This is a genomic window from Bradyrhizobium sp. 2S1, assembly GCF_011516625.5.
Lineage (GTDB): Bacteria > Pseudomonadota > Alphaproteobacteria > Rhizobiales > Xanthobacteraceae > Bradyrhizobium > Bradyrhizobium septentrionale.
The window spans coordinates 2,839,804-2,865,920 of the sequence record NZ_CP147717.1; the positions used below are offsets into that span (position 1 = coordinate 2,839,804).

The 26,117-nt window shown below is 64.8% G+C and carries 24 protein-coding genes; 13 read left to right on the forward strand and 11 right to left on the reverse strand.

Features of this window, described 5'->3' with window-relative positions:
• Positions 1-12: 12 nt before the first annotated feature.
• A complete protein-coding gene (locus HAP54_RS13460) occupies positions 13-714 on the reverse strand; it encodes an RluA family pseudouridine synthase (protein ID WP_166300570.1) in 702 nt (233 codons plus the stop codon).
• A 49-nt stretch (positions 715-763) separates the two neighbouring features.
• Between HAP54_RS13460 and ftsY the strand changes: the two genes are divergently transcribed.
• Both ftsY and HAP54_RS13470 read left to right on the forward strand, forming a co-directional pair.
• On the forward strand, positions 764-1,708 hold the full coding sequence (gene ftsY, locus HAP54_RS13465) for a signal recognition particle-docking protein FtsY (protein ID WP_166300572.1): 945 nt from the start codon (positions 764-766) through the stop codon (positions 1,706-1,708).
• Positions 1,709-1,866: 158 nt separating this feature from the next.
• On the forward strand, positions 1,867-2,466 hold the full coding sequence (locus HAP54_RS13470; RefSeq protein WP_165127125.1) for a septation protein A: 600 nt from the start codon (positions 1,867-1,869) through the stop codon (positions 2,464-2,466).
• A gap of 67 nt (positions 2,467-2,533) precedes the next feature.
• On the opposite strand, the gene HAP54_RS13475 is transcribed toward HAP54_RS13470, so the two are convergent.
• The 6 genes from HAP54_RS13475 to ccmA form a co-directional block, all read right to left on the reverse strand.
• A complete protein-coding gene (locus HAP54_RS13475; protein ID WP_166300574.1) occupies positions 2,534-2,908 on the reverse strand; it encodes a ComEA family DNA-binding protein in 375 nt (124 codons plus the stop codon).
• A gap of 162 nt (positions 2,909-3,070) precedes the next feature.
• Positions 3,071-3,664, reverse strand: coding sequence for a DsbE family thiol:disulfide interchange protein (locus tag HAP54_RS13480; RefSeq protein ID WP_166300576.1), 594 nt, complete (start codon positions 3,662-3,664; stop codon positions 3,071-3,073).
• Complete coding sequence (gene ccmD / locus HAP54_RS13485; RefSeq protein ID WP_166300578.1) at positions 3,661-3,840, reverse strand: heme exporter protein CcmD; 180 nt, start codon at positions 3,838-3,840, stop codon at positions 3,661-3,663. Before ccmD ends, HAP54_RS13480 begins: the two co-directional genes overlap by 4 nt.
• A gap of 4 nt (positions 3,841-3,844) precedes the next feature.
• Positions 3,845-4,576: a heme ABC transporter permease gene (locus HAP54_RS13490; RefSeq protein WP_166300580.1), complete on the reverse strand. Its 732-nt coding sequence runs from the start codon at positions 4,574-4,576 to the stop codon at positions 3,845-3,847.
• Between the two features lie 75 nt (positions 4,577-4,651).
• The gene (gene ccmB, locus HAP54_RS13495; RefSeq protein ID WP_166300581.1) at positions 4,652-5,320 is read right to left on the reverse strand and encodes a heme exporter protein CcmB; all 669 of its coding nucleotides are present in this window, start codon (positions 5,318-5,320) and stop codon (positions 4,652-4,654) included.
• Positions 5,321-5,585: 265 nt separating this feature from the next.
• Complete coding sequence (gene ccmA / locus HAP54_RS13500) at positions 5,586-6,188, reverse strand: heme ABC exporter ATP-binding protein CcmA (protein WP_166300583.1); 603 nt, start codon at positions 6,186-6,188, stop codon at positions 5,586-5,588.
• A 239-nt stretch (positions 6,189-6,427) separates the two neighbouring features.
• On the opposite strand from ccmA, the gene acnA reads away from it, so the two are divergent.
• From acnA to HAP54_RS13515, 3 genes are all read left to right on the forward strand, one after another.
• Entirely contained in the window at positions 6,428-9,148 is a 2,721-nt protein-coding gene (acnA, locus tag HAP54_RS13505) for an aconitate hydratase AcnA (RefSeq protein WP_166300585.1), read from the forward strand.
• A gap of 161 nt (positions 9,149-9,309) precedes the next feature.
• On the forward strand, positions 9,310-10,071 hold the full coding sequence (locus tag HAP54_RS13510) for a DUF1223 domain-containing protein (protein ID WP_166213274.1): 762 nt from the start codon (positions 9,310-9,312) through the stop codon (positions 10,069-10,071).
• Positions 10,072-10,624: 553 nt separating this feature from the next.
• Positions 10,625-10,996 (forward strand): DUF2794 domain-containing protein, encoded by a 372-nt coding sequence (locus tag HAP54_RS13515; RefSeq protein ID WP_166300587.1) that lies wholly within the window; start codon positions 10,625-10,627, stop codon positions 10,994-10,996.
• Between the two features lie 185 nt (positions 10,997-11,181).
• Here the strand turns inward: HAP54_RS13515 and HAP54_RS13520 are convergent, their stop codons facing one another.
• The 4 genes from HAP54_RS13520 to HAP54_RS13535 form a co-directional block, all read right to left on the reverse strand.
• Complete coding sequence (locus tag HAP54_RS13520) at positions 11,182-11,712, reverse strand: GNAT family N-acetyltransferase (protein ID WP_166300589.1); 531 nt, start codon at positions 11,710-11,712, stop codon at positions 11,182-11,184.
• A 100-nt stretch (positions 11,713-11,812) separates the two neighbouring features.
• Positions 11,813-12,604 (reverse strand): Bax inhibitor-1/YccA family protein, encoded by a 792-nt coding sequence (locus tag HAP54_RS13525; RefSeq protein ID WP_166300591.1) that lies wholly within the window; start codon positions 12,602-12,604, stop codon positions 11,813-11,815.
• A 233-nt stretch (positions 12,605-12,837) separates the two neighbouring features.
• Positions 12,838-15,408 carry an ABC transporter permease gene (locus HAP54_RS13530; protein ID WP_166300593.1) on the reverse strand — a complete coding sequence of 857 codons (2,571 nt, stop codon included), beginning with the start codon at positions 15,406-15,408 and terminating at the stop codon, positions 12,838-12,840.
• Positions 15,405-16,124, reverse strand: a complete 720-nt coding sequence (locus HAP54_RS13535) for an ABC transporter ATP-binding protein (RefSeq protein ID WP_028336302.1) — start codon at positions 16,122-16,124, stop codon at positions 15,405-15,407. Before HAP54_RS13535 ends, HAP54_RS13530 begins: the two co-directional genes overlap by 4 nt.
• 55 nt (positions 16,125-16,179) lie before the next feature.
• On the opposite strand from HAP54_RS13535, the gene HAP54_RS13540 reads away from it, so the two are divergent.
• From HAP54_RS13540 to HAP54_RS13575, 8 genes are all read left to right on the forward strand, one after another.
• Positions 16,180-16,839, forward strand: coding sequence for an arylesterase (locus HAP54_RS13540; RefSeq protein ID WP_166307830.1), 660 nt, complete (start codon positions 16,180-16,182; stop codon positions 16,837-16,839).
• Positions 16,840-17,007: 168 nt separating this feature from the next.
• Positions 17,008-17,544 carry an RNA 2',3'-cyclic phosphodiesterase gene (gene thpR / locus HAP54_RS13545; protein ID WP_166213279.1) on the forward strand — a complete coding sequence of 179 codons (537 nt, stop codon included), beginning with the start codon at positions 17,008-17,010 and terminating at the stop codon, positions 17,542-17,544.
• Between the two features lie 154 nt (positions 17,545-17,698).
• Positions 17,699-18,886, forward strand: a complete 1,188-nt coding sequence (gene zapE / locus HAP54_RS13550) for a cell division protein ZapE (protein WP_166300595.1) — start codon at positions 17,699-17,701, stop codon at positions 18,884-18,886.
• A gap of 209 nt (positions 18,887-19,095) precedes the next feature.
• Positions 19,096-20,064 carry a malate dehydrogenase gene (gene mdh / locus HAP54_RS13555; RefSeq protein ID WP_166300597.1) on the forward strand — a complete coding sequence of 323 codons (969 nt, stop codon included), beginning with the start codon at positions 19,096-19,098 and terminating at the stop codon, positions 20,062-20,064.
• Positions 20,065-20,223: 159 nt separating this feature from the next.
• Positions 20,224-21,420 carry an ADP-forming succinate--CoA ligase subunit beta gene (gene sucC, locus HAP54_RS13560; RefSeq protein ID WP_029081326.1) on the forward strand — a complete coding sequence of 399 codons (1,197 nt, stop codon included), beginning with the start codon at positions 20,224-20,226 and terminating at the stop codon, positions 21,418-21,420.
• Positions 21,421-21,422: 2 nt separating this feature from the next.
• A complete protein-coding gene (locus HAP54_RS13565; protein ID WP_166300599.1) occupies positions 21,423-21,899 on the forward strand; it encodes a DUF1579 family protein in 477 nt (158 codons plus the stop codon).
• 33 nt (positions 21,900-21,932) lie between these two features.
• Positions 21,933-22,814: a succinate--CoA ligase subunit alpha gene (gene sucD / locus HAP54_RS13570; RefSeq protein ID WP_166300600.1), complete on the forward strand. Its 882-nt coding sequence runs from the start codon at positions 21,933-21,935 to the stop codon at positions 22,812-22,814.
• A 259-nt stretch (positions 22,815-23,073) separates the two neighbouring features.
• Positions 23,074-26,034 carry a 2-oxoglutarate dehydrogenase E1 component gene (locus HAP54_RS13575; protein ID WP_166300602.1) on the forward strand — a complete coding sequence of 987 codons (2,961 nt, stop codon included), beginning with the start codon at positions 23,074-23,076 and terminating at the stop codon, positions 26,032-26,034.
• The last annotated feature ends 83 nt before the right edge of the window (positions 26,035-26,117 follow it).

The window sequence follows — 26,117 nt, forward strand, 5'->3', positions numbered from 1 at the left end:
AAATCACGGAGGTCACTGCCCGTTCCAGCCGCAGCTCTTGAGCCGCTCGTGCATGTGGTCCGGCGCGGGCGCGACGACATGCACCGGCTCCTTGTTGCGCGAGATCGGGATGCCGATTTCGCGGGAGTGCAGGTGCAGGATCGGCTCGCCGAAGCGCGGGCCGTTGCCGTAGATGTTGTCGCCGACGATCGGCCAGCCCATCGCCGCTGAATGCACCCGCAGTTGATGGGTGCGGCCGGTGACCGGCTCCATCGCGAGCCAGGCGAGGCCCTGACCGCGTCCCAGCACCTTCCAGTTGGTGATCGCCTTCTGCCCGTCCGGATCCGGCTTCTGCCACCAGCCGCGCTCGGCGTTGAGCCGGCCGAGCGGCATGTCGATGGTGCCTTCGTCCTCGGCGGGCCCGCCCTCGACCACGGTCCAGTAGGTCTTCGCGATCTTGCCGTGCTTGAACAACAGCCCGAGCGAGGCGGTCGCCTTGCGGTGGCGTCCCAGCACGAGGCAGCCGGAGGTGTCCTTGTCCAGCCGATGTGCCAGCACCGGCGGCCGCGGCAGGCCGAACCGCAGCGCGTCGAACGAGGCCTCCAGATTGGCCCCGCCCTTGGGGCCGCGATGCACCGGCAGGCCCGCCGGCTTGTCGATCACCAGCATCAGTCCGTCGCGGTGGAGCACGCGGCCCAGGATTTCTTCCGCGGTCAATTGGGGAACATCAATCAATTCGTCGAGACTTTCGTTTATGGGCCGAAACGGCTAACACGTCCGCGCCATGAACGATACCACTGCGGGAACTCCAAAACAGAGCTGGTGGCAGCGCCTGAAAGGCGGCCTGAAGCGCACCTCCGGTGCGCTGGGGACGGCGGTCGCCGATCTCGTCACCAAGCGCAAGCTCGATCGCGCCATGCTCGATGACATCGAGGATGTGCTGCTGCGCGCCGATCTCGGCACCGAGGTCTCGGTGCGGATCGCGGAGGCGGTCGGCAAGGGCCGCTACGACAAGGCGATCTCGGCCGATGAGGTCAAGGCGGTTGTCGCGACCGAGGTCGAGAAGGTGCTGGCACCGGTGGCCAGGCCGCTCGAGATCGATGCCGGGAAGAAGCCATTCGTCGTCCTGGTCGTCGGCGTCAACGGCTCCGGCAAGACCACGACGATCGGCAAGCTCGCCGCGAAATTTTCCGCCGAGGGCCGCAAGGTCATGCTCGCGGCCGGCGACACGTTCCGCGCCGCGGCGATCGAGCAGCTCAAGGTCTGGGGCGAGCGCACCAAGTCGCCGGTCATCGCCGGCGCCCAGGGCTCGGATTCGGCAAGCCTCGCCTTCAGCGCTCTGACTGCGGCGAAAGAGCAGCAGCGCGACGTGCTGCTGATCGACACCGCCGGCCGGCTGCAGAACAAGTCCGAGCTGATGAACGAGCTCGAAAAGGTCGTGCGCGTCATCAAGAAGGTCGATGCGTCGGCGCCGCACGCCGTGTTGCTCGTGCTCGACGCCACGGTGGGACAAAATGCGCTGTCGCAGGTCGAGGCGTTTCATCGTACGGCAGGCGTCACCGGCCTCGTGATGACCAAGCTCGACGGCACCGCGCGCGGCGGCATCCTTGTCGCGCTGTCGGAGAAGCACAAGCTGCCGGTGCATTTCATCGGCGTCGGCGAAGGCGTCGAGGATCTTGCCCCCTTCACGGCGAAGGATTTTGCCAAGGCAATTGCTGGAATCGAGTAATTCATCCTTCGAGACGCGCGCAAGTGCGCGCTCCTCCAGCAACAACGGCAAAGCCGTTGTGCGGGGATGACGGTGGGATACGAAAGGTCGTCATCCTGAGGAGGCGCGGAGCGCCGTCTCGAAGGATGGCCAAGACACGAGTTCAATGGACTGAATTGATGGACAAGACCCAACCACATCCGCTGTTCAAGCTCGCGACCGAACTCGGGCCGCTGCTCGTGTTCTTTGTCGCGAACGCCAAGTACCATCTGTTCGTCGCAACCGGCGCGTTCATGGTGGCGATTGTCGCGGCGATGATCGCGTCCTATGTGGTGACCAAACACGTGCCGATCATGGCGCTGGTGACCGGCGCGATCGTGCTGGTGTTCGGCACCCTGACACTGGTGCTGCACGACGAGACCTTCATCAAGGTCAAGCCGACCATCATCTACGGCCTGTTTGCGGCCGTGCTCGGTGGCGGGCTGCTGTTCGGGCGTTCCTTCATCGCCGTGATGTTCGACCAGATGTTCAATCTGACGCCGCAGGGCTGGCGCATCCTCACCATGCGCTGGGCGCTGTTCTTCGCGGGCATGGCAATCCTCAACGAGATCGTCTGGCGGACGCAGACCACCGATTTCTGGGTGAATTTCAAGGTGTTCGGCGTCACGCCGCTGACCATGATATTCGCCATCGCGCAGATGCCGCTGACCAAGCGCTATCATCTGGAGCCGGTCTCGCTGGAGACCAGCGAAGCGGACGCGGGCGATCTGCGGAAGTAACTCCGAACGCAGCGCGGGCGATTGCGCCGCGCTGCGTCCGAGGCCTTAGAGATCAGCTCCTCAGAAATCAGCTCTTCTGCTTGGCGATGATCTTGTCCTTGATCTTGTCGTAGGTCGCCTGCGGCAGGATGTTCTTCTGCACCAGCTCATCCTTGCCCTTGTAGGGGCGGCCCTTGATGATCGCGGCCGAATAGGCCTTGCCGACGCCGGGCAGCGCGTCGAGCTGGTCGGTGCTGGCGCTGTTGATGTCGAGCAGGTCGTCCTTCGCCATGCCCGTCGTCTTCAATTCGGGGGCGGCCGCCTTCGGCGCCGGAGCCATCCTGGTCTCGGACTTTGCGGCGGGCGCGGCCGGCTGCGGGGTTTGAGCGAACGACGGCGTGGCGGTGATCATGCCGAGCGTAAGCGCGGTGGCGAGCAGTGAAGCGAGCGTGGTCTTGCGCATATGTCCCCTCCAGAGGAACGTTGATGTCAACGCCAGTGAGTTGGGGCTGCGTTCATGGCGTTGCCATGGTCGCGAAATGAACCGCAGATAAACGTGTCGAATTATTTCGTCGCAGCCTTTCGCGCGCAATCTGGTCGCGCATCCGCGCAAATGACGGCGCGATTATTTGCTCGCGCGCAGCGCCTTCTCGATCTCGGCCTTGAGCACGCTGTTGACGTTGTCAGGTGTCACCGGGCCGACGAGCTTGTAGACGATCGTGCCTTCGCGCCCGACGACGAAGGTTTCCGGCACGCCATAGACGCCCCATTCGATCGAGGCGCGGCCGTTGCCGTCGACGCCGACGATGCCGAACGGATTGCCGTAGCGGCCGAGGAAGCGCCGCGCATTCTCCGGCGAGTCCTTGTAGTTGATGCCGATGATCTGGAACCTCTTGTCCTTGCCGAGCTCGGTCAGCAGCGGCGCCTCGTCATGGCAGGGCACGCACCACGACGCCCAGACGTTGACGATGCTGACCTTGCCCTTGAAGGCGGCGGGATCGAGACCTGGCACGGCCGCGCCGTCCCGCACCAGGCCGTCGAGCGCGGGCAGGGCCGTCTGCGGCGCGGGCCGTCCGATCAGTGCCGACGGGATCTTCGAGGGATCCCCGCCATAGAGCCGCAGCAGGAACAGCCCCGCGAGCCCGAGGAAAAAGATGAGCGGCAGCACCACCAGCAGGCGGCGGGTTTGCGGCGGGCCGTTTGTCGCCTGCTCGCTCATCGGATGTCCGCCGCGCTGCGGCCGGAGCGGCGCGTGACGCCGCTGGCCTCGATCTCCCTGAGGCGGGCCTGCTGCAGGCGATAATCGGCGCTGATCCAGACGATCAAAAGCAGTACGACCGCCGCGACCAGCGCATAGGACGTCACGATGAAGGAGGCGTAGGGACCAAGCGACATCGTGTCACGCCGCCCGTTGATTAGCTTGCATCATCTGCAAGCTGCGCACGCGCCGGCGCAGGATCTCGTTGCGCATCGCCGCCAGATGCAGCGTGATGAAGAGCAACGAAAACGCGATCGCCATCACCAGGAGCGGCCACAGGAACGCCTTGTCGAGCGTCGGTCCGCCCGCGCGAAACACCGAGGCCGGCTGGTGCAGCGTGTTCCACCAGTCGACCGAGAATTTGATGATCGGGATGTTGATCGCGCCGACCAGGGTCAGGACGGCTGCCGCCCGCGCCGCGCGCGACGGGTCCTCCACCGCACGCCACAGCGCCATCAGGCCGAGATACATCAGGAACAGGATCAGCACCGAGGTCAGGCGGGCATCCCATTCCCAGTAGGTGCCCCACATCGGCCGGCCCCATAGCGAGCCGGTGACGAGCGCAAGGAAGGTGAAGGCGGCGCCGATCGGAGCGGCGGCCTTTGCCGCGACGTCGGCCAGCGGATGCCGCCACACCAGCGTGCCGAGCGCGGCCACGCTCATGACGCCCCAAACGAACATCGACAGCCACGCATTCGGCACGTGGATGAACATGATCTTCACCGTGGCGCCCTGCTGATAGTCATCGGGTGCCATGGCCGACCCGTAGAGCCCGATCGCGAGCAGGATCGCGGTCAGGCCCACGAGCCATGGCAGGATCCGCGCGGTCAGCGCCAGGAACTTGGTCGGGTTGGCGAGGTCGGTCAGCGTCATGGCACCCTGATAGTCGTCCGATGTGCCGCAGGCAATTGGCCGTACTGCTCTCGTCGAGATTTGATCCGGCTCATTTCAGTCCAGCCCATGCCGCAGGCTCGCGGCGGCGGCAAACGGGCCGATCACCAAGCTGGCAAGTGACAGCGCGCAGAGGATCGAGAACGGTGTTCCAAAGGGCAGCGCCCCCGATATCGCGGCCTGGGAGGCCGCAACACCGAAGATCAGCACCGGGATCGACAGCGGCAGCACCAGCACCGCGAGCAGCAGGCCGCCGCGATGCAGCGTCACCGCCAATGCCGCGCCGATCATGCCGGTGAAGGTCAGCGCCGGTGTTCCCGCCAGCAGGGTCGCCGCCACCGCAAGTGTCGCCGTGCCGTCGAGATTGAGCAGCAGGCCGAGCACCGGCGTCGCGATGATCAGCGGCAGGCCGGCGGCGATCCAATGCGCCAGCGCCTTGGCCGCGCAGGCGAGTTCCAGCGGCGTCCGGCTCATCACGATGAGGTCGAGCGAGCCGTCCTCGTGGTCGGCCGTGAACAGCCGGTCGAGGGTGAGCAGGCTCGCCAGCAACGCACCGAGCCAGAGAATGGCAGGTCCGAGCCGCGACAGCAGCGCGAGATCCGGCCCGACCGCGAACGGCATCAGCACCGTGACGGTGAGGAAGAACAAGACCCCGATCAGCGCGCCGCCGCCAACGCGCAGCGCGATGCGGATGTCGCGCCGGATCAATGCGGCAAGCGCGCTCATGCCGCGCCTCCGCGGTGGTTGCTGCGCCAGCCGATGTCGCGCCGCGCAACCGGTGTGCTCCCTCCCCCCTTGCGGGGGAGGGCTGGGGAGAGGGGTGGCCCCGGGCGAGATCGTTGATAGACACCTCGCTCGGGCAATCTCGGTCCAGCGTCGTTTAGGGATAGGCGGAAAGAGCACGTCGTGTGGCACCCCTCTCCCTGACCCTCCCCCGCAAGGGGGGAGGGCACGGAGAGACCTTTGCTTAGTGACAAGAGGCGTCGCGCGCTCATGCCGCGCCTCCCATCCGCAGGTCGCGCGCGGCGATGCCGAGCGGCAGATGGGTCGCTGCGACGATCAGGCCGCCGCTGGCGAGGTGATCGCGCATCAGGCCGACGAACAGATCCTGTCCGGCCGCATCGAGCGCCGATGTCGGCTCGTCCAACAGCCAGACCGGCCGCCGCACCGAGAGCAGGCGCGCGATCGACAGGCGGCGGCGCTGGCCGGCGGAGAGGTAGGCCGCCGGCAGATGCGCGGCGTGGTCGAGCGCCACGGCGGCAAGGCAGCCTCCGGCGTCCCGGGTCTCGCCACCGAGGAAATCCCGCCAGAAGGAAAGATTTTCCGCCACGCTGAGCGCCGGCTTCAGGGCGTCGCGGTGACCGAGATAGTGGGCCTGTTCGGGCAGGCTGAGCTCGGCGTCGCCGCCTTCGAGCGCGATCGAACCCTCGGCGGGAACTAGCAGCCCGGCGATCACGCGCAGCAGCGAGGTCTTGCCCGCGCCGTTGGGACCGGTGATGGCGAGCGCCTCGCCGGCTGTGGCCGACAGATTGAGGCCGGAAAACACCTCGCGTCCGCCGCGCACGCATTTCAGATTTCGTCCGGAGAGCTGCATGGTTCGTCTTGTCACAGCCCTCTGAAATCTTTCGCTACCGCGTGAGAATTTTTGGGTCGCGCAACGCTGTCGCACGCTTGTCGGTGTGGCGGTGCTTCTAGAAAGGTTCTATAAGCCCGGAACTTGATGCAGCACACACAATCGGCGGCCGCAAGCCATCCAGGCCATCCCTCGGCCAGTGTCGTTCGCCGGTGTTTAGTTACCCTTGCCGGGTATAACTGAAAATTGGGATTCCTCGCATGACCTCGCTCGACAGCTTCAAATGCCGCAAGACCATGAAGGTCGGCGGCAAGTCCTACGTCTATTACAGCCTGCCCCAGGCAGAGAAGAACGGACTGAAGGGAATTTCGAAGCTGCCCTATTCGATGAAGGTTCTGCTCGAGAACCTGCTGCGCAACGAGGATGGCCGCACCGTCAAGAAGGAAGACATTGTTGCGGTGTCGAAGTGGCTGAAGAAGCGCCAGCTCGAGCACGAAATCGCCTTCCGCCCGGCGCGCGTGCTGATGCAGGATTTCACCGGCGTCCCGGCCGTAGTCGATCTCGCGGCGATGCGCAACGCGATGCAGAACCTCGGCGGCGATGCCGAGAAGATCAACCCGCTGGTGCCGGTCGATCTCGTCATCGACCACTCGGTGATCGTCAACTTCTTCGGTGACAACAAGGCGTTCGCGAAGAACGTCACCGAGGAATACAAGCAGAACCAGGAGCGCTACGAGTTCCTGAAGTGGGGCCAGAAGGCGTTCTCGAACTTCTCGGTGGTGCCGCCCGGCACCGGCATCTGCCACCAGGTCAATCTCGAATATCTCGCGCAGACGGTGTGGACCAAGAAGGAGAAGATGACGGTCGGCAAGAAGACCGGCACCTTCGAGGTCGCCTATCCGGACTCGCTGGTCGGCACCGATTCGCACACCACGATGGTCAACGGCCTCGCCGTGCTCGGCTGGGGCGTCGGCGGCATCGAGGCGGAGGCCTGCATGCTCGGCCAGCCGCTGTCGATGCTGCTGCCTGAGGTGGTCGGCTTCAAGCTCAAGGGCCAGCTCAAGGAAGGCGTCACCGCGACCGACCTGGTGCTGACCGTCACCCAGATGCTGCGCAAGCTCGGCGTGGTCGGCAAGTTCGTGGAGTTCTTCGGCCCGGGCCTCGATTTCCTGTCGGTCGCTGACAAGGCGACCATCGGCAACATGGCGCCCGAATACGGCGCGACCTGCGGCTTCTTCCCGGTCGATGCCGCGACCATCGATTACCTGAAGACCTCGGGCCGCAAGGCCGACCGCGTCAAGCTGGTTCAGGCCTATGCCAAGGCGCAGGGTCTGTTCCGCACCGCCAAGTCGGCCGATCCGGTGTTCACCACCACGCTGACGCTCGACCTCGCCGACGTCGTGCCGTCGATGGCCGGACCGAAGCGCCCGGAAGGCCGCATCGCGCTGCCGGCAGTGTCGACCGGTTTCGCCACCGCGCTGGTCAACGAGTACAAGAAGCCCGAAGGTGAATCCAAGCGCTTCGCCGTCGAGGGCCGCGACTTCGATCTCGGCCATGGCGACGTCGTGATCGCGGCGATCACCTCCTGCACCAACACCTCGAATCCGAGCGTGCTGATCGGCGCTGGCCTCTTGGCGCGCAAGGCGGCCGCCAAGGGCCTGAAGGCCAAGCCGTGGGTGAAGACCTCGCTCGCGCCGGGCAGCCAGGTGGTGGCGGAATATCTCGTCAATTCCGGCCTGCAGACCGATCTCGACAAGGTCGGCTTCAACCTGGTCGGCTTCGGCTGCACGACCTGCATCGGCAATTCCGGCCCGCTGCCGGAAGACATCTCGAAGTCGATCAACGAGAACGGCATCGTTGCCGCCGCCGTGCTGTCGGGCAACCGCAACTTCGAAGGCCGCGTCTCACCGGACGTGCAGGCGAACTACCTCGCCTCGCCGCCGCTGGTGGTCGCGCATGCACTTGCCGGCACCGTGACGAAGGATTTGGCGGTCGAGCCGATCGGCATCGGCAAGGATGGCAAGCCGGTGTTCCTGAAGGACATCTGGCCGACCACCAAGGAGATCAACACCTTCATGAAGAAGTACGTCACCGCGACGATCTTCAAGAAGAAGTACGCCGACGTGTTCAAGGGCGATACCAACTGGCGCAAGATCAAGACCACGGAAAGCGAGACCTATCGCTGGAACATGAGCTCGACCTATGTGCAGAACCCGCCCTATTTCGAAGGCATGAAGAAGCAGCCGGACCCGGTCATCGACGTGGTCGACGCGCGGATCCTGGCGATGTTCGGCGACAAGATCACCACCGACCACATCTCCCCGGCCGGTTCGATCAAGCTGACCTCGCCCGCCGGCAAGTTCCTCAGTGAGCACCAGGTGCGTCCCGCCGACTTCAACCAGTACGGCACCCGGCGCGGCAACCACGAAGTGATGATGCGCGGCACCTTCGCCAACATCCGCATCAAGAACTTCATGCTGAAGGGCGCTGACGGCAATATTCCGGAGGGCGGTCTGACCAAGCACTGGCCCGACGGCGAGCAGATGTCGATCTACGACGCGGCGATGAAGTACCAGCAGGAGGAAGTGCCGCTGGTGGTGTTCGCCGGCGCCGAATACGGCAACGGCTCGTCGCGCGACTGGGCTGCGAAGGGCACGCGCCTGCTCGGCGTGCGCGCGGTGATCTGCCAGAGCTTCGAGCGCATCCATCGCTCCAACCTGGTCGGCATGGGCGTGCTCCCGCTCACCTTCCAGGACGGCACGTCGTGGTCCTCGCTCGGCCTGAAGGGCGACGAGAAGGTCACGATCCGCGGGCTGCAGGGCGACCTGAAGCCGCGCCAGACCCTGACCGCGGAGATCGTCTCCGGCGACGGCGGCAAGCGGGACGTCCCGCTGCTCTGCCGCATCGATACGCTGGACGAGCTCGATTACTATCGCAACGGCGGCATCCTGCACTATGTGCTGCGCAAACTCGCGGCCTAACGCGGATTTGTGATCGGTGCCTCACCGCTTAGTGAGTGGCGACTAAAAAGAAGGCGGCCTATGACAAGGCCGCTTTCTCGCGTTTTGGGGCACGCAAGTTCAGGGACAGGCTTCATGCTCCGTACAATTACGGATGGAAATCATCACGACTGGTTCGCAGTATGACAGCGATGATGGCCTATAATTCGATCTCGCGATGGTCCAGCGCTCTTGGTATTTGCGCGATCGTTGCGGTCATCCGCCCCGCTCACGCCGATCCGCGTGCTGTCGTCGAACTCTTCACCTCGCAGGGGTGCTCTTCCTGTCCGCCCGCGGACAAGATCATCGGCGATCTCGCCAAGGACCCCAACGTCATCGCGCTGAGCATGCCGATCGACTATTGGGACTATCTCGGCTGGAAGGACACACTGGCCGATTCCCGTTTCAGCGCGCGCCAGAAGGCCTATTCGCACATGCGCGGCGATCGCGACGTCTACACGCCGCAGGCCGTGATCAATGGCTCCGCGCATGTGATCGGCAGCGATCGGGCGAGCATCGAGAGCGCCATCAAGGACACCGAGAAGAGCGGCAGCGTGATGTCGGTGCCGGTGACGCTGACGCTGACCGGCAAGCAGATCAACGTTTCGGTGGCCGCGTCGAAGTCGCCCGCAGTGTCGCGCGGCGAAGTCTGGATCTGCTCGATCTCGAAGTCGGTGCCGATCTCGATCGCGCGCGGCGAGAACCGCGGCCAGGAGATCACCTACCACAACGTGGTGCGCAATCTCCTGAAGGTCGGTGACTGGAACGGTTCGTCCGGGAGTTGGACCGTGCCGTTGGAGAACATCACGCGAGATGGCGTCGACGCTGCGGCGGTGTACGTCCAGGACGGCAATCGCGACAAGCCGGGCCCGATGCTCGGCGCCGCTTTCACCTCGCTTCGCTAGCGCCTCGCGGCGCCAGTATCCGTCGGTCGCGCCATTGGGCGACACGCAGTTTGCCGTGCAGCCCACGCGGGAGGCGGCCGACAACCATCCAGAGATATACTGAAACGAAAGCGGTGAGCCTCTGCGCACGCCGCGATCGTGCGCGGCGGAGCAGGTTCCCAAAAACAAAAAGGACCAACTTTCGTTGGCCCAGTGTTGGGATTAACTCCTTTGCGAACAGGCCCGATCCCGACGGCCCCGGGGGGCTGGGGGCTGGGGGCTGAGGAATCCGGAACCGAAAGGACCGGGCCAACGCAGGATTTTCTTTTCGCAGGGCAGCGGGGCGGGCGATGGGCGGAAGTGGGGCAGCAATATGATTCCGCTAACGTTCCCGTGACTCTCTGGTTTTCCGGATAATCCGCCGCGTCAGACCGTGGTTAAGACCCGGTTGCATCGCGAATGGCCCCTTGCAGGCCCCCTCGCTTAGCGCAATCATGTCAGGGTTGTGACGATCCCGAAAAGGGGGGACCGGCTTTCGGACCATGATCGTCACTGGGACGACAGGAGGCGCTCGATGAGTCTGATCTCGGAGGACACTGATCCGAGCGGGAGCCGCGCCGCGGCGCGCCCCGCCGCCGCGATCCCGCAGTCCAACCGCGTGACCTTCAATCGACTAGAGCTCAACCGCATTCTCAATCTCTACGGCCGCATGGTCGCCGACGGCGAGTGGCGCGACTATGCGATCGACTTCCTGAAGGACCGTGCCGTGTTCTCGGTGTTTCGGCGCGCGTCCGAAATGCCGATCTACCGGATCGAGAAGGATCCCCGGCTTGCGCGTAAGCAGGGCATGTACAGCGTGATTTCGGCGACGGGCCTGATCCTGCGCCGTGGCCATGAACTCGAACGCGTGCTGTTCGTGATCGACCGCAAGCTGTCGCTGGTCTAGCCCCACCTCCCCTTGAAAAGGGGAGGTCGCTTTGCTCGTCAGAGCAAAGCGGGTGGGGATTTGCTCTCTCCGCACACAGCGTCGCCCATGGCTGACCCCCATCCCGACCTTCCCCCTTTCAGGGGGAAGGGGAAGATAGATTATCCCGGATTGCGCTGCGCTCCATCCTGGCTACGGATTGTCGCTCAATCCGCCGGCACGGTCGCGCCGCCTTCGCCGAGCGCGCGCTGCATCATCACGGTATCGAGCCAGCGGCCGAATTTCAGGCCGACGCCCGGGTGTGTCCCGATCATCTCAAAACCGCAGCGGCGGTGCAGTCCGATCGAGCCGGCATTGGCCGAATCCCCGATCACCGCGATCATCTGCCGGAAGCCGCGCGCGTCGCATTCGGCGATCAGGCGCTCCATCAGCTTGAGGCCGACGCCGCGGCGATGGAGCGCAGGATCCAGATAAACCGAGTTCTCGACCGTGAAGCGATAGGCTGGCCGCGGCCGGTAGGGGCCGGCATAGGCATAGCCGGCGACGCGGCCGTCGAGTACGGCAACGAAATAGGGGAAGCCGCCATCGATCAGCGCCCTGTAGCGGCGGGTCATCTCGGCGAGGTCGGGCGGGATCAGCTCGAAGGTCGCAGTGCCGAACCGCACCGCCTGCTCATAGATCGCCGTGATCGAGGGCAGGTCCGCCTCGGCGGTCGGCCTGATTACCGGATTGGACACCGCAGGATTGGACATGGCGCGACAGTATTTTTGCTCCGCGCAAAAGAAAAGCCCCGGCCGCTAGGGCCGGGGCTTGGGTCGATTCCTTCGCTCGAGGCGCTTAGTCGCGCTGGCCGAGCAGCTGCAGCAGCAGCGTGAACAGGTTGATGAAGTTCAGGTAGAGCGACAGCGCACCAGTGATTGCCGCGCGCTCTGCCATCACGCCACCCTGCGAGGCGTAGCCGTAGATGTAGTCGTTCTTCAGCCGCTGGGTGTCCCAGGCGGTGAGGCCCGCGAACACCAGCACGCCGACCACCGAGACGATGAACTGCAGCGCCGAGCTCGCCAGGAACAGGTTGACCAAGCTCGCGATGATGACGCCGATCAGGCCCATGAACAGGAACGAGCCCATGCCGCTCATGTCACGCTTGGTGGTGTAGCCGTAAAGGCTCAGCGCACCGAACGTCGCCGCGGTGATGAAGAACACGCGCACGATCGAGGTGTGCGTGTACACCAGGAAGATCGACGACAGCGACAGGCCCATCAGTGCCGAGAACACCCAGAACAGGAGTTGGGCGGTCGCGGGCTGCAGACGGTTGATGCCTGCCGAGATGACGAACACCATCGCAAGAGGGGCGAGGATGAACAGCCACTTCAGCGGGCTCACGAACATCGCGTAGCCGAACTGCGTCAGATAGGCGTTGCCGAACTTGGCAACGGCGGCGGACTGGTCGCTGGTCACCGCACCCATGTAGACGCCGAGCGCGGCCAGGCCGGTGATGGCGAGGCCGATGCTCATGTAGTTGTAGATGCGCAGCATGTAGGCGCGCAGACCGGCGTCGACGGCCGCAGCGTCAATGCGCCCGGCGGCCCGGCCGAAAGGAGAAGCGTAATTGCGGTCTAGGTCCGACATGGTCGAATTCCCGTGGTTGGTCCCGGTGGAGCGCAAGGGATTTGCGGCGCCGGTCGTAAATCTATCTCAGATGGCTCGGTTTGCGGAACATTAATTCCGTGTCATTCAGACGACCATCCGGCTCGATTGGTATGTGGGAAATTAACACATCCGACGCAAGCTTCCACGCGCGGCCGAATGTCGCTCTGAGCGAACAGTATAGGGAAAAACGGCCTCGGTGCCGCTACAAATTGTCACAAATTCCGCAGCACCGAGGCCGGCTTCTGGTTCAGCGCGAGCAGCGTTCCGGCCAGCCCCAACCCAACCGTGACGATCAGCGCGGCGACCACGACCAGCGCGGCGCTACTGGCCTGCCAGATGAAACTCAGCGTCATCAGTCGCGTCACGATCAGCCAGGCCGCGATCGAACCGGCGATCACCCCGAACAAAGCGGTTGCAAAACCGATCATCAGATACTCTAGCGCGTAGGCCCCGAGCAGCCGCACCCGCGTGGCGCCGAGAGTCTTGAGAATCACGGCGTCGTAGACGCGGTGGCGGTGACCTGCGGCGAGCGCGCCGCCCAGCACCAGGATCGCCGAGATCAGCGTCACCGCGCTGGCGCCGCGGATCGCCAGCACCAGATTGCTGACCACGCTGCCGACCGTCTCCAGCGCCTCGCGGACCCGCACGCTGGTCACCATCGGGAACGCGTCGGCGACCTGCTTGATGATGCGCGCATCGTCTCCGTTGTCCGCATGCGGCTCCGTCAGGGTCGCGACGTGGCTGTGCGGCGCGCCCCTGAAGGCGTTCGGCGAGAACACCAGCACGAAGTTGATGCCGAGCCCCTGCCAGTCGATGTTGCGCAGGTTGGCGATCTTCGCCGCCACGTCGCGGCCGAGCACGTTGACCACGATCTCGTCGCCGATCTTCAGGTCCAGGCCGTCGGCGATCTTCTTCTCCATCGAGACCAGCGGTGGTCCGCTGTAGTCCGGCCCCCACCATTCGCCCTCGACGATCTTCGAGCCCTTGGGAATCTCGCCGGTGTAGGTCAGGCCGCGGTCGCTCTGCAGCACCCATTCCGAATCGACTGACGGCTTGAGCTGGTCGCCCTTGACGCCGCGGGCGGCGACGATGCGCCCGCGCAGCATCGGCACGTCCTCGACGGTCGAGCCAGGCGCGATCTGCGCCAGGAAGGCGGCAAAGCGGTCGGCCTCGGTGGAGGGGATGTCGATGAAGAAGAACGACGGCGCCCGGTCCGGCAGCGCGGCCAAAAATTGCCGGCGCAGATTGCCGTCGATCTGGGTGATGGTGACGAGCACGGCGAGCCCGAGCCCCAGCGACAGCACGACCGACGGCGTCAGCGCGCCCGGCCGGTGGATGTTGGCGATCGCGAGCCGCAGCATGGTGATACGGCTGCGCGGCAGCCGGCGCGCCACCGCCATCAGGATTTCGGCGATCCCGCGCAACAGCAGGAACACCGCGATCGAGGCGACGACGAAGACGGTCGCGACCCGCTTGTCATAGGCAAGTCCGATCGCAACCCCGATCAGGAGCCCGATCACCACGGCCATCAGCGCCAGATAGCTCCAGCGCGGGCGGTGCCACTCGCTGGTGATGGTCTCGCGGAACAGCGCCGCGACCGGCACGTCATGCACCCGGCCGAGCGGCCACAGCCCGAACGCCAGCGCGGTGAGCTGGCCGTAGAGGAAGGAGAGCGCAAGCTCGTCGGGATGCAACGCGGGCACCACGGGCAGCGGCAGCAGCTTGCCGAACAGGCCGACGATGACGAAGGGCAGCGCGGCGCCGAGCACGAGCCCGATCACCGAACCGATCCCGGCCAGCACCATCACCTGCGTGCAGTAGATCGTGAAGACGTCGCGGCCGGTGGCGCCGAGCGCCTTGAACGAGGCGACGACGTCGCGGCGCCGGTCGATATGGCTCTTCACGGCATTGGCGACGCCGACACCGCCGACCAGGAGGGCGGCAAGGCCGACCAGGGTCAGGAACTGGGTGAAGCGGTTGATGGTGCGCTCGAGCTGCGGCGAGGCGTTGCTGCGGCTGCGGACCTCCCAGCCGGCCTCCGGCGCCGCAGCCCGCGCGCCGTCGATCAGCGCGGTGGTGGCGCGATCGTCGTTGGCGCCGTCGGGCAGCTTCACCCGGTAGATCCAGCGCACCAGGCTGCCCGGCTGCAGCAGGTCGGTGGTGCGCAGGCTGGCTTCGCTGATCAGGAAGCGCGGGCCGAGGCCGACGCCGCCGGCGAGCTTGTCCGGTTCGGCCGCCACCACGCTGCGGATCTGGTAGGTCGCGCTGCCGATCGTGACGCGGTCGCCGAGCTTGAGGTCGAGCCGCGCCAGCAGCGTTGAATCGGCCGCCGCGCCATAGACGCCGTCGCGCTCGGCAAGCAGATCGGCGACCGGCATGTTCGGCTCGAGCGTCAGTTCGCCGAGCAACGGATATTTGCCGTCGACCGCCTTGAGCTCGACCAGTGCCAGCTTGCCGTCGCCGCTGCGCGCCATCGCGCGGAGCGTGGCTGCGACCGAAACCTCGCCGCGCGTGCGCAGGTAGGCGACCTCGTCGGGCTTGGCCTCGCGCGAGATCAGCGAGAACGCGACGTCGCCGCCGAGCAACGTGCGCCCCTCGCGGGACAGGCCGTCGCTGAGGCTTGCTGCGACCGATCCGACGCCGGCGATCGCCATCACGCCGAGCGCGATGCAGGCGATGAAGACGTAGAAGCCGCGCAGGCCGCCGCGCAATTCGCGCAGCGCGTAACGGATGGCAAGCGACGACGCGCGGCTCTGCAGCGCGACTTCGGACGCGATGCTCATGTCGTGGATTGTCCGTCGATGCGGCCGGAGCGCAGCCGCACGACGCGGTCGCAACGTTGCGCGAGCGCGAGGTCGTGCGTCACCAGCACCAGCGTCATGCCGCGCTCGGCGTGCTTGGTGAACAGCAAATCGACGATCTGCTTTCCCGTCGTCTCGTCGAGATTTCCGGTCGGCTCGTCGGCGACGAGGATCGCAGGATCAGGCGCGAGCGCACGCGCGATGGCGACGCGCTGCTGCTCGCCGCCGGACAATTGCGTCGGATAGTGATGCAGGCGTTCGCCGAGCCCGACCGATTGCAGCTCCTGCGCGGCGCGCGCGGCGGCATCGGGATTGCCGGCGAGCTCGAGCGGCACCGCGACGTTCTCCAGCGCGGTCATGGTCGGGATCAGATGGAACGACTGGAAGACGATGCCAACCTGGCGGCCGCGGAAGCGCGCCAGCGCATCTTCATCGAGGGCATTGAACGAGGTGCCGTTGACGACCACTTCTCCACTGTCAGGACGTTCAAGCCCCGCCATCACCATCAGCAAGGTCGACTTGCCCGAGCCCGACGGGCCGATCAGGCCGATGGCCTCACCCGCTGCCACACGAAGGCTGATATCTTTGAGGATATGAACCCGTGCCGCGCCGGTGCCGAGCGAGAGATTGACGTTCCTGACGGCAATGGTGTCCGGCTCGACGTCGGTCAGTGAAGAGGATTCGATGAGACTGTCCATGGTTCGGTCATATGGCACTTCCGCGGCTGCGGTCGAGGGCCGGTTGAGAATCTTCGTGCACATACTCGTGTTGCTTATGGGCTTGATGACGGCGGCAAGCGCGCAGACGGGCGGACCGGAGAAGGGCCCCGCGGGAGGTTCGGCGAAACCCATCAAAATGGTGGTCCTGGGCGATTCCCTGAGCGCCGGTTATGGTCTCCCGGGCCCGGCGGCGTTCCCGGTCCGGCTGCAAAAGGCCTTGGAAGCCAAGGGGATAAAGGTCGAGATGACCAATGCCGGGGTGTCCGGCGACACCGCCTCGGGCGGCCGCGAGCGGCTCGACTGGTCGGTGGCTGACGGAACCGATGCGGTGATCGTCGAGCTCGGCGCCAACGATGCCTTGCGCGGCATCGATCCCGCGGTCACGCGTGCCGCGCTCTCCGACATCATCACAAAGTTGCAGGCGCGCAAGATCGCCGTGCTCTTGTGCGGCATGCTGGCGCCGCCGAACTATGGCAGCGACTATGCAGCGAAGTTCAACGCGATCTATCCGGAGCTGTCGAAATCGCTCGGCGTGCCGCTCTATCCATTCTTCCTCGATGGGGTTGCTGCCGATGCCAAGCTCAACCAGGCCGACGGCATGCATCCGACGGCAGCGGGCGTGGACATCGTCGTGAAGAACATGCTGCCCACGGTGGAGGCATTTCTCGGCGCATTATCAGGGCAACGCAGCTGAATCGCAGGCAGTGAGCCGTGTGGTGTCCGTAGGTTTACGAGCTGTTAACCGGTCATGCTTCGCAGAGTCACATATCTCGGGTACAAATAGGCATCGGTGATTCGTCACCGGGGTCTGTTACAGGGTGCGGGCTCCCAAAACTCGCGCCAAGCATCGAGGATTATTGCGATGCCGCGTCTGTTCACTGGACTGGAAATTCCGGCCGAAATCGGCCAAACCCTCTCCAGCTTGCGTGGTGGCCTTCCCGGCGCACGCTGGATCGATCCCGAAAATTATCACGTCACTCTGCGCTTCATCGGCGACATCGATGGCATGTGGGCCAACGAGATCGCAACGATGCTGTTCCGGGTGAACCGCAAGCCGTTCGAGGTCAAACTGCAAGGCCTGTCGAGCTTCGGCGGACGCAAGCCGCGCGCGGTGGTTGCCGCCGTCGAGCCGAGCCGTCCGCTGATCGAACTGCAGGCCGAGCTCGAGCGGATGATGCAGCGGATGGGGCTCGATCCCGAGGGCAGGAAATTCACGCCACATGTCACGCTCGCGCGTTTGCATGACGCGTCGAGCCAGGACGTCGCGGATTATCTGTCCGTGCGCGGCTACTTCCCGAGCCGCAGCTTCCTGGCGGACCGCTTCGTGCTGTTCTCGTCGCGGGCGTCGACAGGCGGCGGCCCTTACGTGGTCGAGGATTCCTACGCGCTCTGCGCGTAAGGCATCGCAGATCGCGGTTTGAGCTGTCAGGCAGCGGCCGGTGCGGTCGGCCGTGGTATGCAAGGGCTCGCGCCTGCATACCCGTTGCTTGCATGGCCATCGGCACAATTCACGACTTGCATTTTTCCGCGCACTAGGGCCGTAAGGTGGGCCCATGTTGTCCACCTCGCCGAGTTCCTTTCTCGAACACTACAACGCCCTGGTCGCCTCCGGCGCGATCGAGGCCGATCCTGCGCAGGCGCGCGCCGCCGAAGCGTTCGGCGCGCTGGACGAGCGGCTCGCGAGCTACAAGCCACAGCGCAAGCAGGGCCTGTTCGGACGGCTGTTCGGCGGCGACAAGGACGACAAGCCGCCGCGCGGGCTCTACGTCCATGGCGAGGTCGGCCGCGGCAAGACCATGCTGATGGATCTGTTCTTCCAGCAGAGTCCGGTCGAGCACAAGCGCCGCGCGCACTTCCACGAATTCATGGCCGAGGCGCATGAGCGGATCTACGGCTATCGTCAGCAGATCGCGCGCGGCGAGATCGCGGACGGCGACGTGATCGCGCTCACCGCGCAGGCGATCTTCGACGAGGCCTGGCTGCTCTGCTTCGACGAATTCCACGTCACCGACATTGCGGACGCGATGATCCTCGGGCGGCTGTTCGCAAAGCTGTTCGATCTCGGCACCGTCGTGGTCGCGACGTCGAACGTTGCGCCCGACGATCTCTACAAGGGGGGGCTCAATCGCGCGCTGTTCCTGCCGTTCATCGCGCAGATATCAGACCACATGGATGTGCTGCGGCTCGATGCGCGCACCGACTTCCGGCTCGAGAAGCTCGTCGGCGTGAAGATGTGGCTGGTGCCCGCGGATGACGCGGCTCGCGAGGCGCTCAATGCGGCGTGGCGCAAGATGACCGGCAACGCGCCGTGCAAGGCGCGCCTTATCGAGATCAAAAAGCGTCTGCTGACTGTGCCGTGCTCGTCGCATGGCGTCGCGCGCTTTGCCTTCGCCGATATCTGCGAGAAGCCGCTTGCCGCGTCCGATTACCTCAGGCTCGCGCACGACTACCACACGATCCTGATCGACCACATTCCGGTGATGGACTACGCCGAGCGCAATGCCGCGAAGCGCTTCATCTCGCTGATCGACACGCTCTATGACAATGCCGTGAAGTTGATGGCCTCGGCCGAGGCCGATCCGGTGTCGCTGTACCTTGCGGAAGACGGCATCGAGGCGATGGAGTTCAAGCGCACGTCCTCGCGCCTGATCGAAATGAGCTCGGCATCCTATTTGGCGCTGCCGCACGGCCGGAAGGACTCCTCCGCAAGCGGCTCGTCGACCGGCCTGGTCGAGACCTGAATTCAGCCTTGATATTCGCTCTTGCGCGCGGTGCGGTTCGGAGCAACTTTCCGTGTCTCCGGGACGGATGTTGCTGGCATGCCTGATCGAATTCCAGGCAGGGCCCGCAATCGGGCAGGCCGCGACTTGAATGGATCATTCGAAAGGGATAACCACCCCTGCAACCGACTTCCCTCCCTCCTGCACCCAGTTCAAAGGACTGATTTCCCATGGCACGCGACAAGATTGCTCTGATTGGCTCCGGACAGATCGGCGGAACGCTGGCGCACCTCGTTGGCCTCAAGGAACTCGGAGACGTCGTGCTGTTCGATATTGCCGAGGGCGTGCCGCAGGGCAAGGCGCTCGACATCGCGCAGTCGTCGCCGGTCGACGGTTTCGACTCCAATCTGGTCGGCGCCAACTCCTATGAGGCGCTCGACGGCGCCAAGGTCTGCATCGTTACCGCGGGCGTGCCGCGCAAGCCGGGCATGAGCCGCGACGATCTCCTGTCGATCAACCTCAAGGTCATGGAGCAGGTCGGCGCCGGCATCAAGAAGTACGCCCCCGACGCCTTCGTCATCTGCATCACCAACCCGCTGGATGCGATGGTGTGGGCGCTGCAGAAGGCTTCGGGCCTGCCGCACAAGAAGGTGGTCGGCATGGCCGGCGTGCTCGACTCCGCGCGTTTCCGCTACTTCCTGGCCGACGAATTCAACGTCTCGGTCGAAGACGTCACCGCCTTCGTGCTCGGCGGCCACGGCGACACCATGGTGCCGCTGACCCGCTACTCGACCGTTGCCGGCATCCCGCTGCCCGACCTCGTCAAGATGGGCTGGACCTCGCAGGCGCGGATCGACGAGATCGTCGATCGCACCCGCAATGGCGGCGCCGAGATCGTCAATTTGCTCAAGACCGGCTCCGCCTTCTACGCGCCGGCGGCGTCGGCGATCCAGATGGCCGAGAGCTACCTGAAGGACAAGAAGCGCGTGCTGCCCTGCGCCGCCTATCTCAACGGCGAGTACGGCGTGAAGGACATGTATGTCGGCGTGCCCACGGTGATCGGCTCCAAGGGTGTCGAGCGGATCGTCGAGATCGAGCTGACCGGCAAGGACCGCGAAGCCTTCGACAAGTCGGTCGGCGCGGTGCAGGGCCTGGTCGACGCCTGCAAGAAGATCGCGCCCGATCTGCTCGGCAAGTAATCTGAGTTAGCAATGGCCCGATAGGCGATTTCGATCGGCTGTCGGGTGCAAGGTGATGAAATTCCGGCGAATTTTCTAGTTGCACGAACCTTGGTATATGGTATGCCAGATCAAGGCTGACGTGAAGTTCGCCGCACGAGGGTTTGGGAGCGACGATCCATGAATATCCACGAATACCAGGCCAAGGCTCTGCTGCATGAATTCGGCGTGCCGATCTCGCGCGGCGTGCCGGTGCTGAAGGCTGAAGAAGCCGACGCGGCAGCCAAGCAGCTTCCCGGCCCGATCTGGGTGGTGAAGAGCCAGATCCATGCCGGCGGCCGCGGCAAGGGCAAGTTCAAGGAAGCATCCGCGGGCGACAAGGGCGGCGTCCGGATCGCCAAGTCGGTCGCCGAGGTCGACGCGTTCGCCAAGCAGATGCTCGGCGCGACCCTGGTCACGGTGCAGACCGGCCCGCACGGCAAGCAGGTCAACCGCCTCTACATCGAGGAAGGCTCCGAGATCGACAAGGAGTTCTATCTCTCGATCCTGGTCAATCGCGAGACCTCCGAAATCTCCTTCGTGGTGTCGACCGAAGGCGGCGTCAACATCGAAGAGGTCGCGCATTCGACCCCGGAAAAGATCGTCTCGTTCTCGGTCGATCCCGCCACCGGCATCATGCCGCACCACGGTCGCACCGTCGCCGAGGCGCTGAAGCTGAAGGGCGATCTTGCCAAGCAGGCCGAGAAGCTGACCGGTCAGCTCTACACAGCCTTCGCCGCCAAGGACATGGCGATGCTCGAGATCAACCCGCTCGTCGTCACCAAGCAGGGCCAGCTCCGCGTGCTCGACGCCAAGGTGTCCTTCGACAGCAACGCGCTCTATCGTCACCCGGACGTGGTCGCGCTGCGCGACGAGACCGAGGAGGACGCCAAGGAAATCGAGGCGTCGAAATTCGACCTCAACTATGTCGCGCTCGACGGCACGATCGGCTGCATGGTCAACGGCGCCGGCCTCGCCATGGCGACCATGGACATCATCAAGCTCTATGGCATGGAGCCGGCGAACTTCCTCGACGTCGGCGGCGGCGCCAGCGTCGAGAAGGTCGCGGCCGCGTTCAAGATCATCACCGCCGATCCGAACGTGAAGGGCATTCTGGTCAACATCTTCGGCGGCATCATGAAGTGCGACGTGATTGCCGAAGGCGTGGTCGCCGCGGTGAAGCAGGTCGGCCTCAAGGTGCCGCTGGTGGTGCGCCTTGAAGGCACCAATGTCGAGCAGGGCAAGAAGATCATCCGCGAGAGCGGCCTCAACGTCCTGCCCGCCGACAATCTCGATGACGCTGCACAGAAAATCGTGAAAGCCGTCAAGGGAGGCTAACGATGGCCGGTCATCTCGACGCCCCGACACCGCTGGAAGAACACCGCAAGCTCGCGGTTTTTGCGGGCGAGTGGAATGGCGAAGAGATGGTCTATCCGTCGCGCTGGACCGCGGGCGGTCCGGCGAGCTCGCATGTCGTCGCGCGCATCGCGCTCAACGGTTTCTACCTGATCCAGGACAGCGTGCAGACCCGCGACGGCAAGGAGAGCTTCGCCACCCACGGCGTCTTCACCTACGACCGCGACGATCGGGCCTACAAATTGTTCTGGCACGATTCGCTCGGCTACTACCCGCCGTCACCGGCGTCCGGCGGCTGGGCGGGCAAGTCGCTGATCCTGGTGCGCGGTTCGTTGCGCGGCAACGCCCGTCATGTCTACGAGGTCGTCGACGACAACACCTACAACATGAAAATCCAATTCTCGCCTGACGCGGAAGGGTGGGCCGACGTGCTCACCGGCGTCTACCGGCGTGCTCACTGAAACCCTTCACCGCTCGTCTCGCGAAAGCATCCCATGTCCATTCTGATCGACAAGAACACCAAGGTCATCTGCCAGGGCTTCACCGGCAAGAACGGTACATTCCACTCGGAAGCGGCGATCGCTTACGGCACCAAGATGGTCGGCGGCGTGGCGCCGGGCAAAGGCGGCTCGACCCATCTCGACCTGCCGGTGTTCGACACCGTCGCGGAAGCGCGCGCGAAGACCGGCGCTGACGCCAGCGTGGTCTACGTGCCGCCGCCGGGCGCGGCGGATGCGATCTGCGAGGCGATCGATGCGGAGATCCCGCTGATCGTCTGCATCACCGAGGGCATTCCGGTGCTCGACATGGTGCGCGTGAAGCGCTCGCTGTCGGGCTCCAAGTCGCGGCTGATCGGGCCGAACTGCCCCGGCGTGATGACCGCCGGCGAGTGCAAGATCGGCATCATGCCGGCCAACATCTTCAAGCCCGGCTCGGTCGGCATCGTCTCCCGCTCCGGCACCCTGACCTATGAGGCGGTGTTCCAGACCACCCAGGAGGGCCTCGGCCAGACCACCGCGGTCGGCATCGGCGGCGATCCGGTCAAGGGCACCGAGTTCATCGACGTGCTGGAGATGTTCCTGGCCGACGAGAAGACCAAGTCGATCGTCATGATCGGCGAAATCGGCGGCTCCGCCGAGGAAGACGCCGCCCAGTTCCTCAAGGACGAGGCCAAGCGCGGCCGCAAGAAGCCGATGGTTGGCTTCATCGCCGGTGTCACGGCACCTCCCGGCCGCCGCATGGGCCATGCCGGTGCGATCATCTCCGGCGGCAAGGGTGACGCCGGCTCTAAGACCGCGGCGATGGAAGCGGCCGGCATCAGGGTGTCGCCGTCGCCAGCGCGGCTCGGGCACACGCTCGCAGAGATGCTGAAGTAACCGCCTTCCGGCGAGGTTCCCTTCGGGTTATGGCGCGGTTTCCGGCGGGTTCCCTTCCGGGAACCGCGCTTTTTTGCGCGTCTTACCGCCGATTGGGCGGATCAATAAAATATGAAAATATATTCATTTCTTGGTTCTTTTAGGCAGGAATATCTGTCTTAGATAGGGTAAAGGGTAACGACCCAGCCGGCGCTCTTCTCAGACCGGCACTTGCGCCGTCTTCCACGCGCGAACCGAAAAAAATCACCAGGACTGCCCCATGTCTCGCCAAGACGCGAACGCCGCTTTTGCTCTCTCATCCTTCCTGCAGGGTACCAACGCCGCCTACATCGACGACCTCTACGCCCGCTACGAGCAGGACCCGTCGTCGGTCGACGCCGAATGGCAGGATTTCTTCAAGAGCCTGAAGGACGCCCTGACCGACGTCCAGAAGAACGCCGAGGGCGCCTCGTGGGGCCGCGACAACTGGCCAGTGACGCCGCGCGATGAGCTGACCTCGGCGCTCGACGGCAACTGGGCCCAGGTCGAGAAGGCGGTCGGCACCAAGCTCGCCGCCAAGGCGCAGGCCAAGGGCGCCGCGCTCTCCGACACCGACGTGAATCAGGCCACCCGCGATTCGGTTCGCGCCCTGATGCTGATCCGCGCCTACCGCATGCGCGGCCATTTCCACGCCAAGCTCGACCCGCTGGGCATCGAGGCGCCGCGCGACCGCGAGGAGCTCGACCCGCGCTCCTACGGCTTCACCGAGGCGGATTTCGATCGCAAGATCTTCCTCGACCACGTGCTCGGCCTCGAATACGGCTCGCTGCGCGAGATCGTGCAGATCTGCGAGCGCACCTATTGCCAGACGCTCGGCGTCGAGTTCATGCACATCTCCAACGCCGCGCAAAAGGCCTGGATCCAGGAGCGCATCGAGGGGCCGGACAAGGAGATCAGCTTTACGCCCGAGGGGCGCCGGGCGATCCTCAACAAGCTGATCGAGGCGGACGGCTTCGAGAAGTTCTGCGACACCAAGTTCACCGGCACCAAGCGTTTTGGTCTCGACGGCGGCGAATCGCTGATCCCGGCGCTCGAGCAGATCATCAAGCGCGGCGGCAATCTCGGCGTGAAGGAGATCGTGGTCGGCATGCCGCATCGCGGCCGTCTCAACGTGCTGACCCAGGTGATGGGCAAATCGCACCGCGCGCTGTTCCATGAATTCAAGGGCGGTTCGGCCAACCCGGACTCGGTCGAAGGCTCCGGCGACGTCAAGTATCACCTTGGCGCCTCCTCGGACCGCGAGTTCGACGGCAACAACATCCATCTGTCGCTGACCGCCAATCCGTCGCATCTCGAGATCGTCGATCCCGTCGTGATGGGCAAGGTGCGCGCCAAGCAGGATCAGCACGGCGATCCGCCCGACATGCGCATCTCGGTGCTGCCGCTCCTGATGCACGGCGACGCGGCGTTCGCCGGCCAGGGCGTGGTGGCGGAATGCTTCAGCCTGTCCGACCTGAAGGGCTACCGCACCGGCGGCTCGCTGCACTTCATCGTCAACAATCAGATCGGCTTCACCACCTATCCGCGCTACTCGCGTTCGTCGCCCTATCCGTCCGACGTGGCGAAGATGATCGACGCGCCGATCTTCCACGTGAATGGCGACGATCCGGAGGCCGTGGTGTTCGCGGCCAAGGTCGCGATCGAGTTCCGGCAGAAATTCCATAAGCCGGTCGTGATCGACATGTTTTGCTACCGTCGCCACGGCCACAACGAGGGCGACGAGCCGGCGTTCACCCAGCCGGTGATGTACAAGCGGATCGCCTCGCATCCGTCGACGCTGGAGATCTACGCCAAGCGGCTGGTCGCCGACGGCGTGCTGACCGAGGGCGAGGTCGAGAAGGCCAAGGCCGACTGGCGCGCACGGCTCGACGCCGAGCTCGAAGCCGGTGCCGGCTACAAGCCGAACAAGGCCGACTGGCTCGACGGCAAATGGGCCGGGTTCAAGTCGGCCGATCAGGAAGAAGACGCGCGCCGTGGCGTCACCGGGGTCGATGTCGCCGTGCTCAAGGACATTGGCCGCAAGATCACCAAGGTGCCGGACGGCTTCCGCGCCCACCGCACCATCCAGCGCTTCCTCGACAATCGCGCCAAGGCGATCGACACTGGCGTCGGCATCGACTGGGCGACCGGCGAGGCGCTGGCGTTCTGCACATTGCTGCAGGAAGGCCATCATGTGCGCCTGTCCGGCCAGGATTCCGAACGCGGCACCTTCTCGCAGCGCCATTCGGTCCTGATCGACCAGGAGGACGAGAGCCGCTACACACCGTTCAACCATCTCGGCGGCGAGGATACCGGCCACTACGAGGTCATCAACTCGCTGCTGTCGGAAGAGGCGGTGCTCGGCTTCGAGTACGGCTACTCGCTCGCCGAGCCGAATGCACTGACGCTCTGGGAAGCGCAGTTCGGCGATTTCGCCAATGGTGCGCAGGTGGTGTTTGACCAGTTCATCTCCTCGGGCGAACGCAAATGGCTGCGCATGTCAGGCCTCGTCTGCCTGCTGCCGCACGGCTACGAAGGGCAGGGACCGGAGCACTCCTCCGCGCGCCTCGAGCGTTACCTGCAGATGTGCGCCGAGGACAACATGCAGGTGGTCTATCCGACCACGCCGGCGAACTACTTCCACGCGCTGCGGCGCCAGCTGCATCGCGAAATCCGCAAGCCGCTGATCCTGATGACGCCGAAATCGCTGCTGCGTCACAAGCGCGCCGTGTCGCGGCTCGACGAACTCGGCGAGAACGCCACGTTCCACCGCATCCTGTACGATGACGCGCAGATGCTGCCGGACGAGAAGATCAAGCTGGTGCCCGACGACAAGATCCGTCGCGTCGTGCTGTGCTCCGGCAAGGTCTATTACGATCTGTACGAGGAGCGCGAGAAGCGCGGCATCGACGACATCTACCTGATGCGTATCGAGCAGCTGTATCCGGTGCCGCTGAAGGCGCTGGTGCAGGAGCTCGGCCGCTTCAAGAATGCCGAGGTGGTCTGGTGCCAGGAAGAGCCGCGCAACATGGGCTCCTGGCACTTCATCGAGCCTTACCTGGAATGGGTACTGAACCAGATCCACGCAGCCAACAAGCGGCCGCGCTATGCCGGCCGTCCGGCGTCGGCGGCGACCGCCACCGGCCTGATGTCGAAACATCTGGCGCAGCTCAAGGCGCTGCTCGACGACGCACTGAACTAACGATCTTCACGAACACCATGCCCCGCGAAAGCGGGGCATCCGGTATCCCGTCATCCAGCACAAGCGCTGTCGTCACGGAGTGC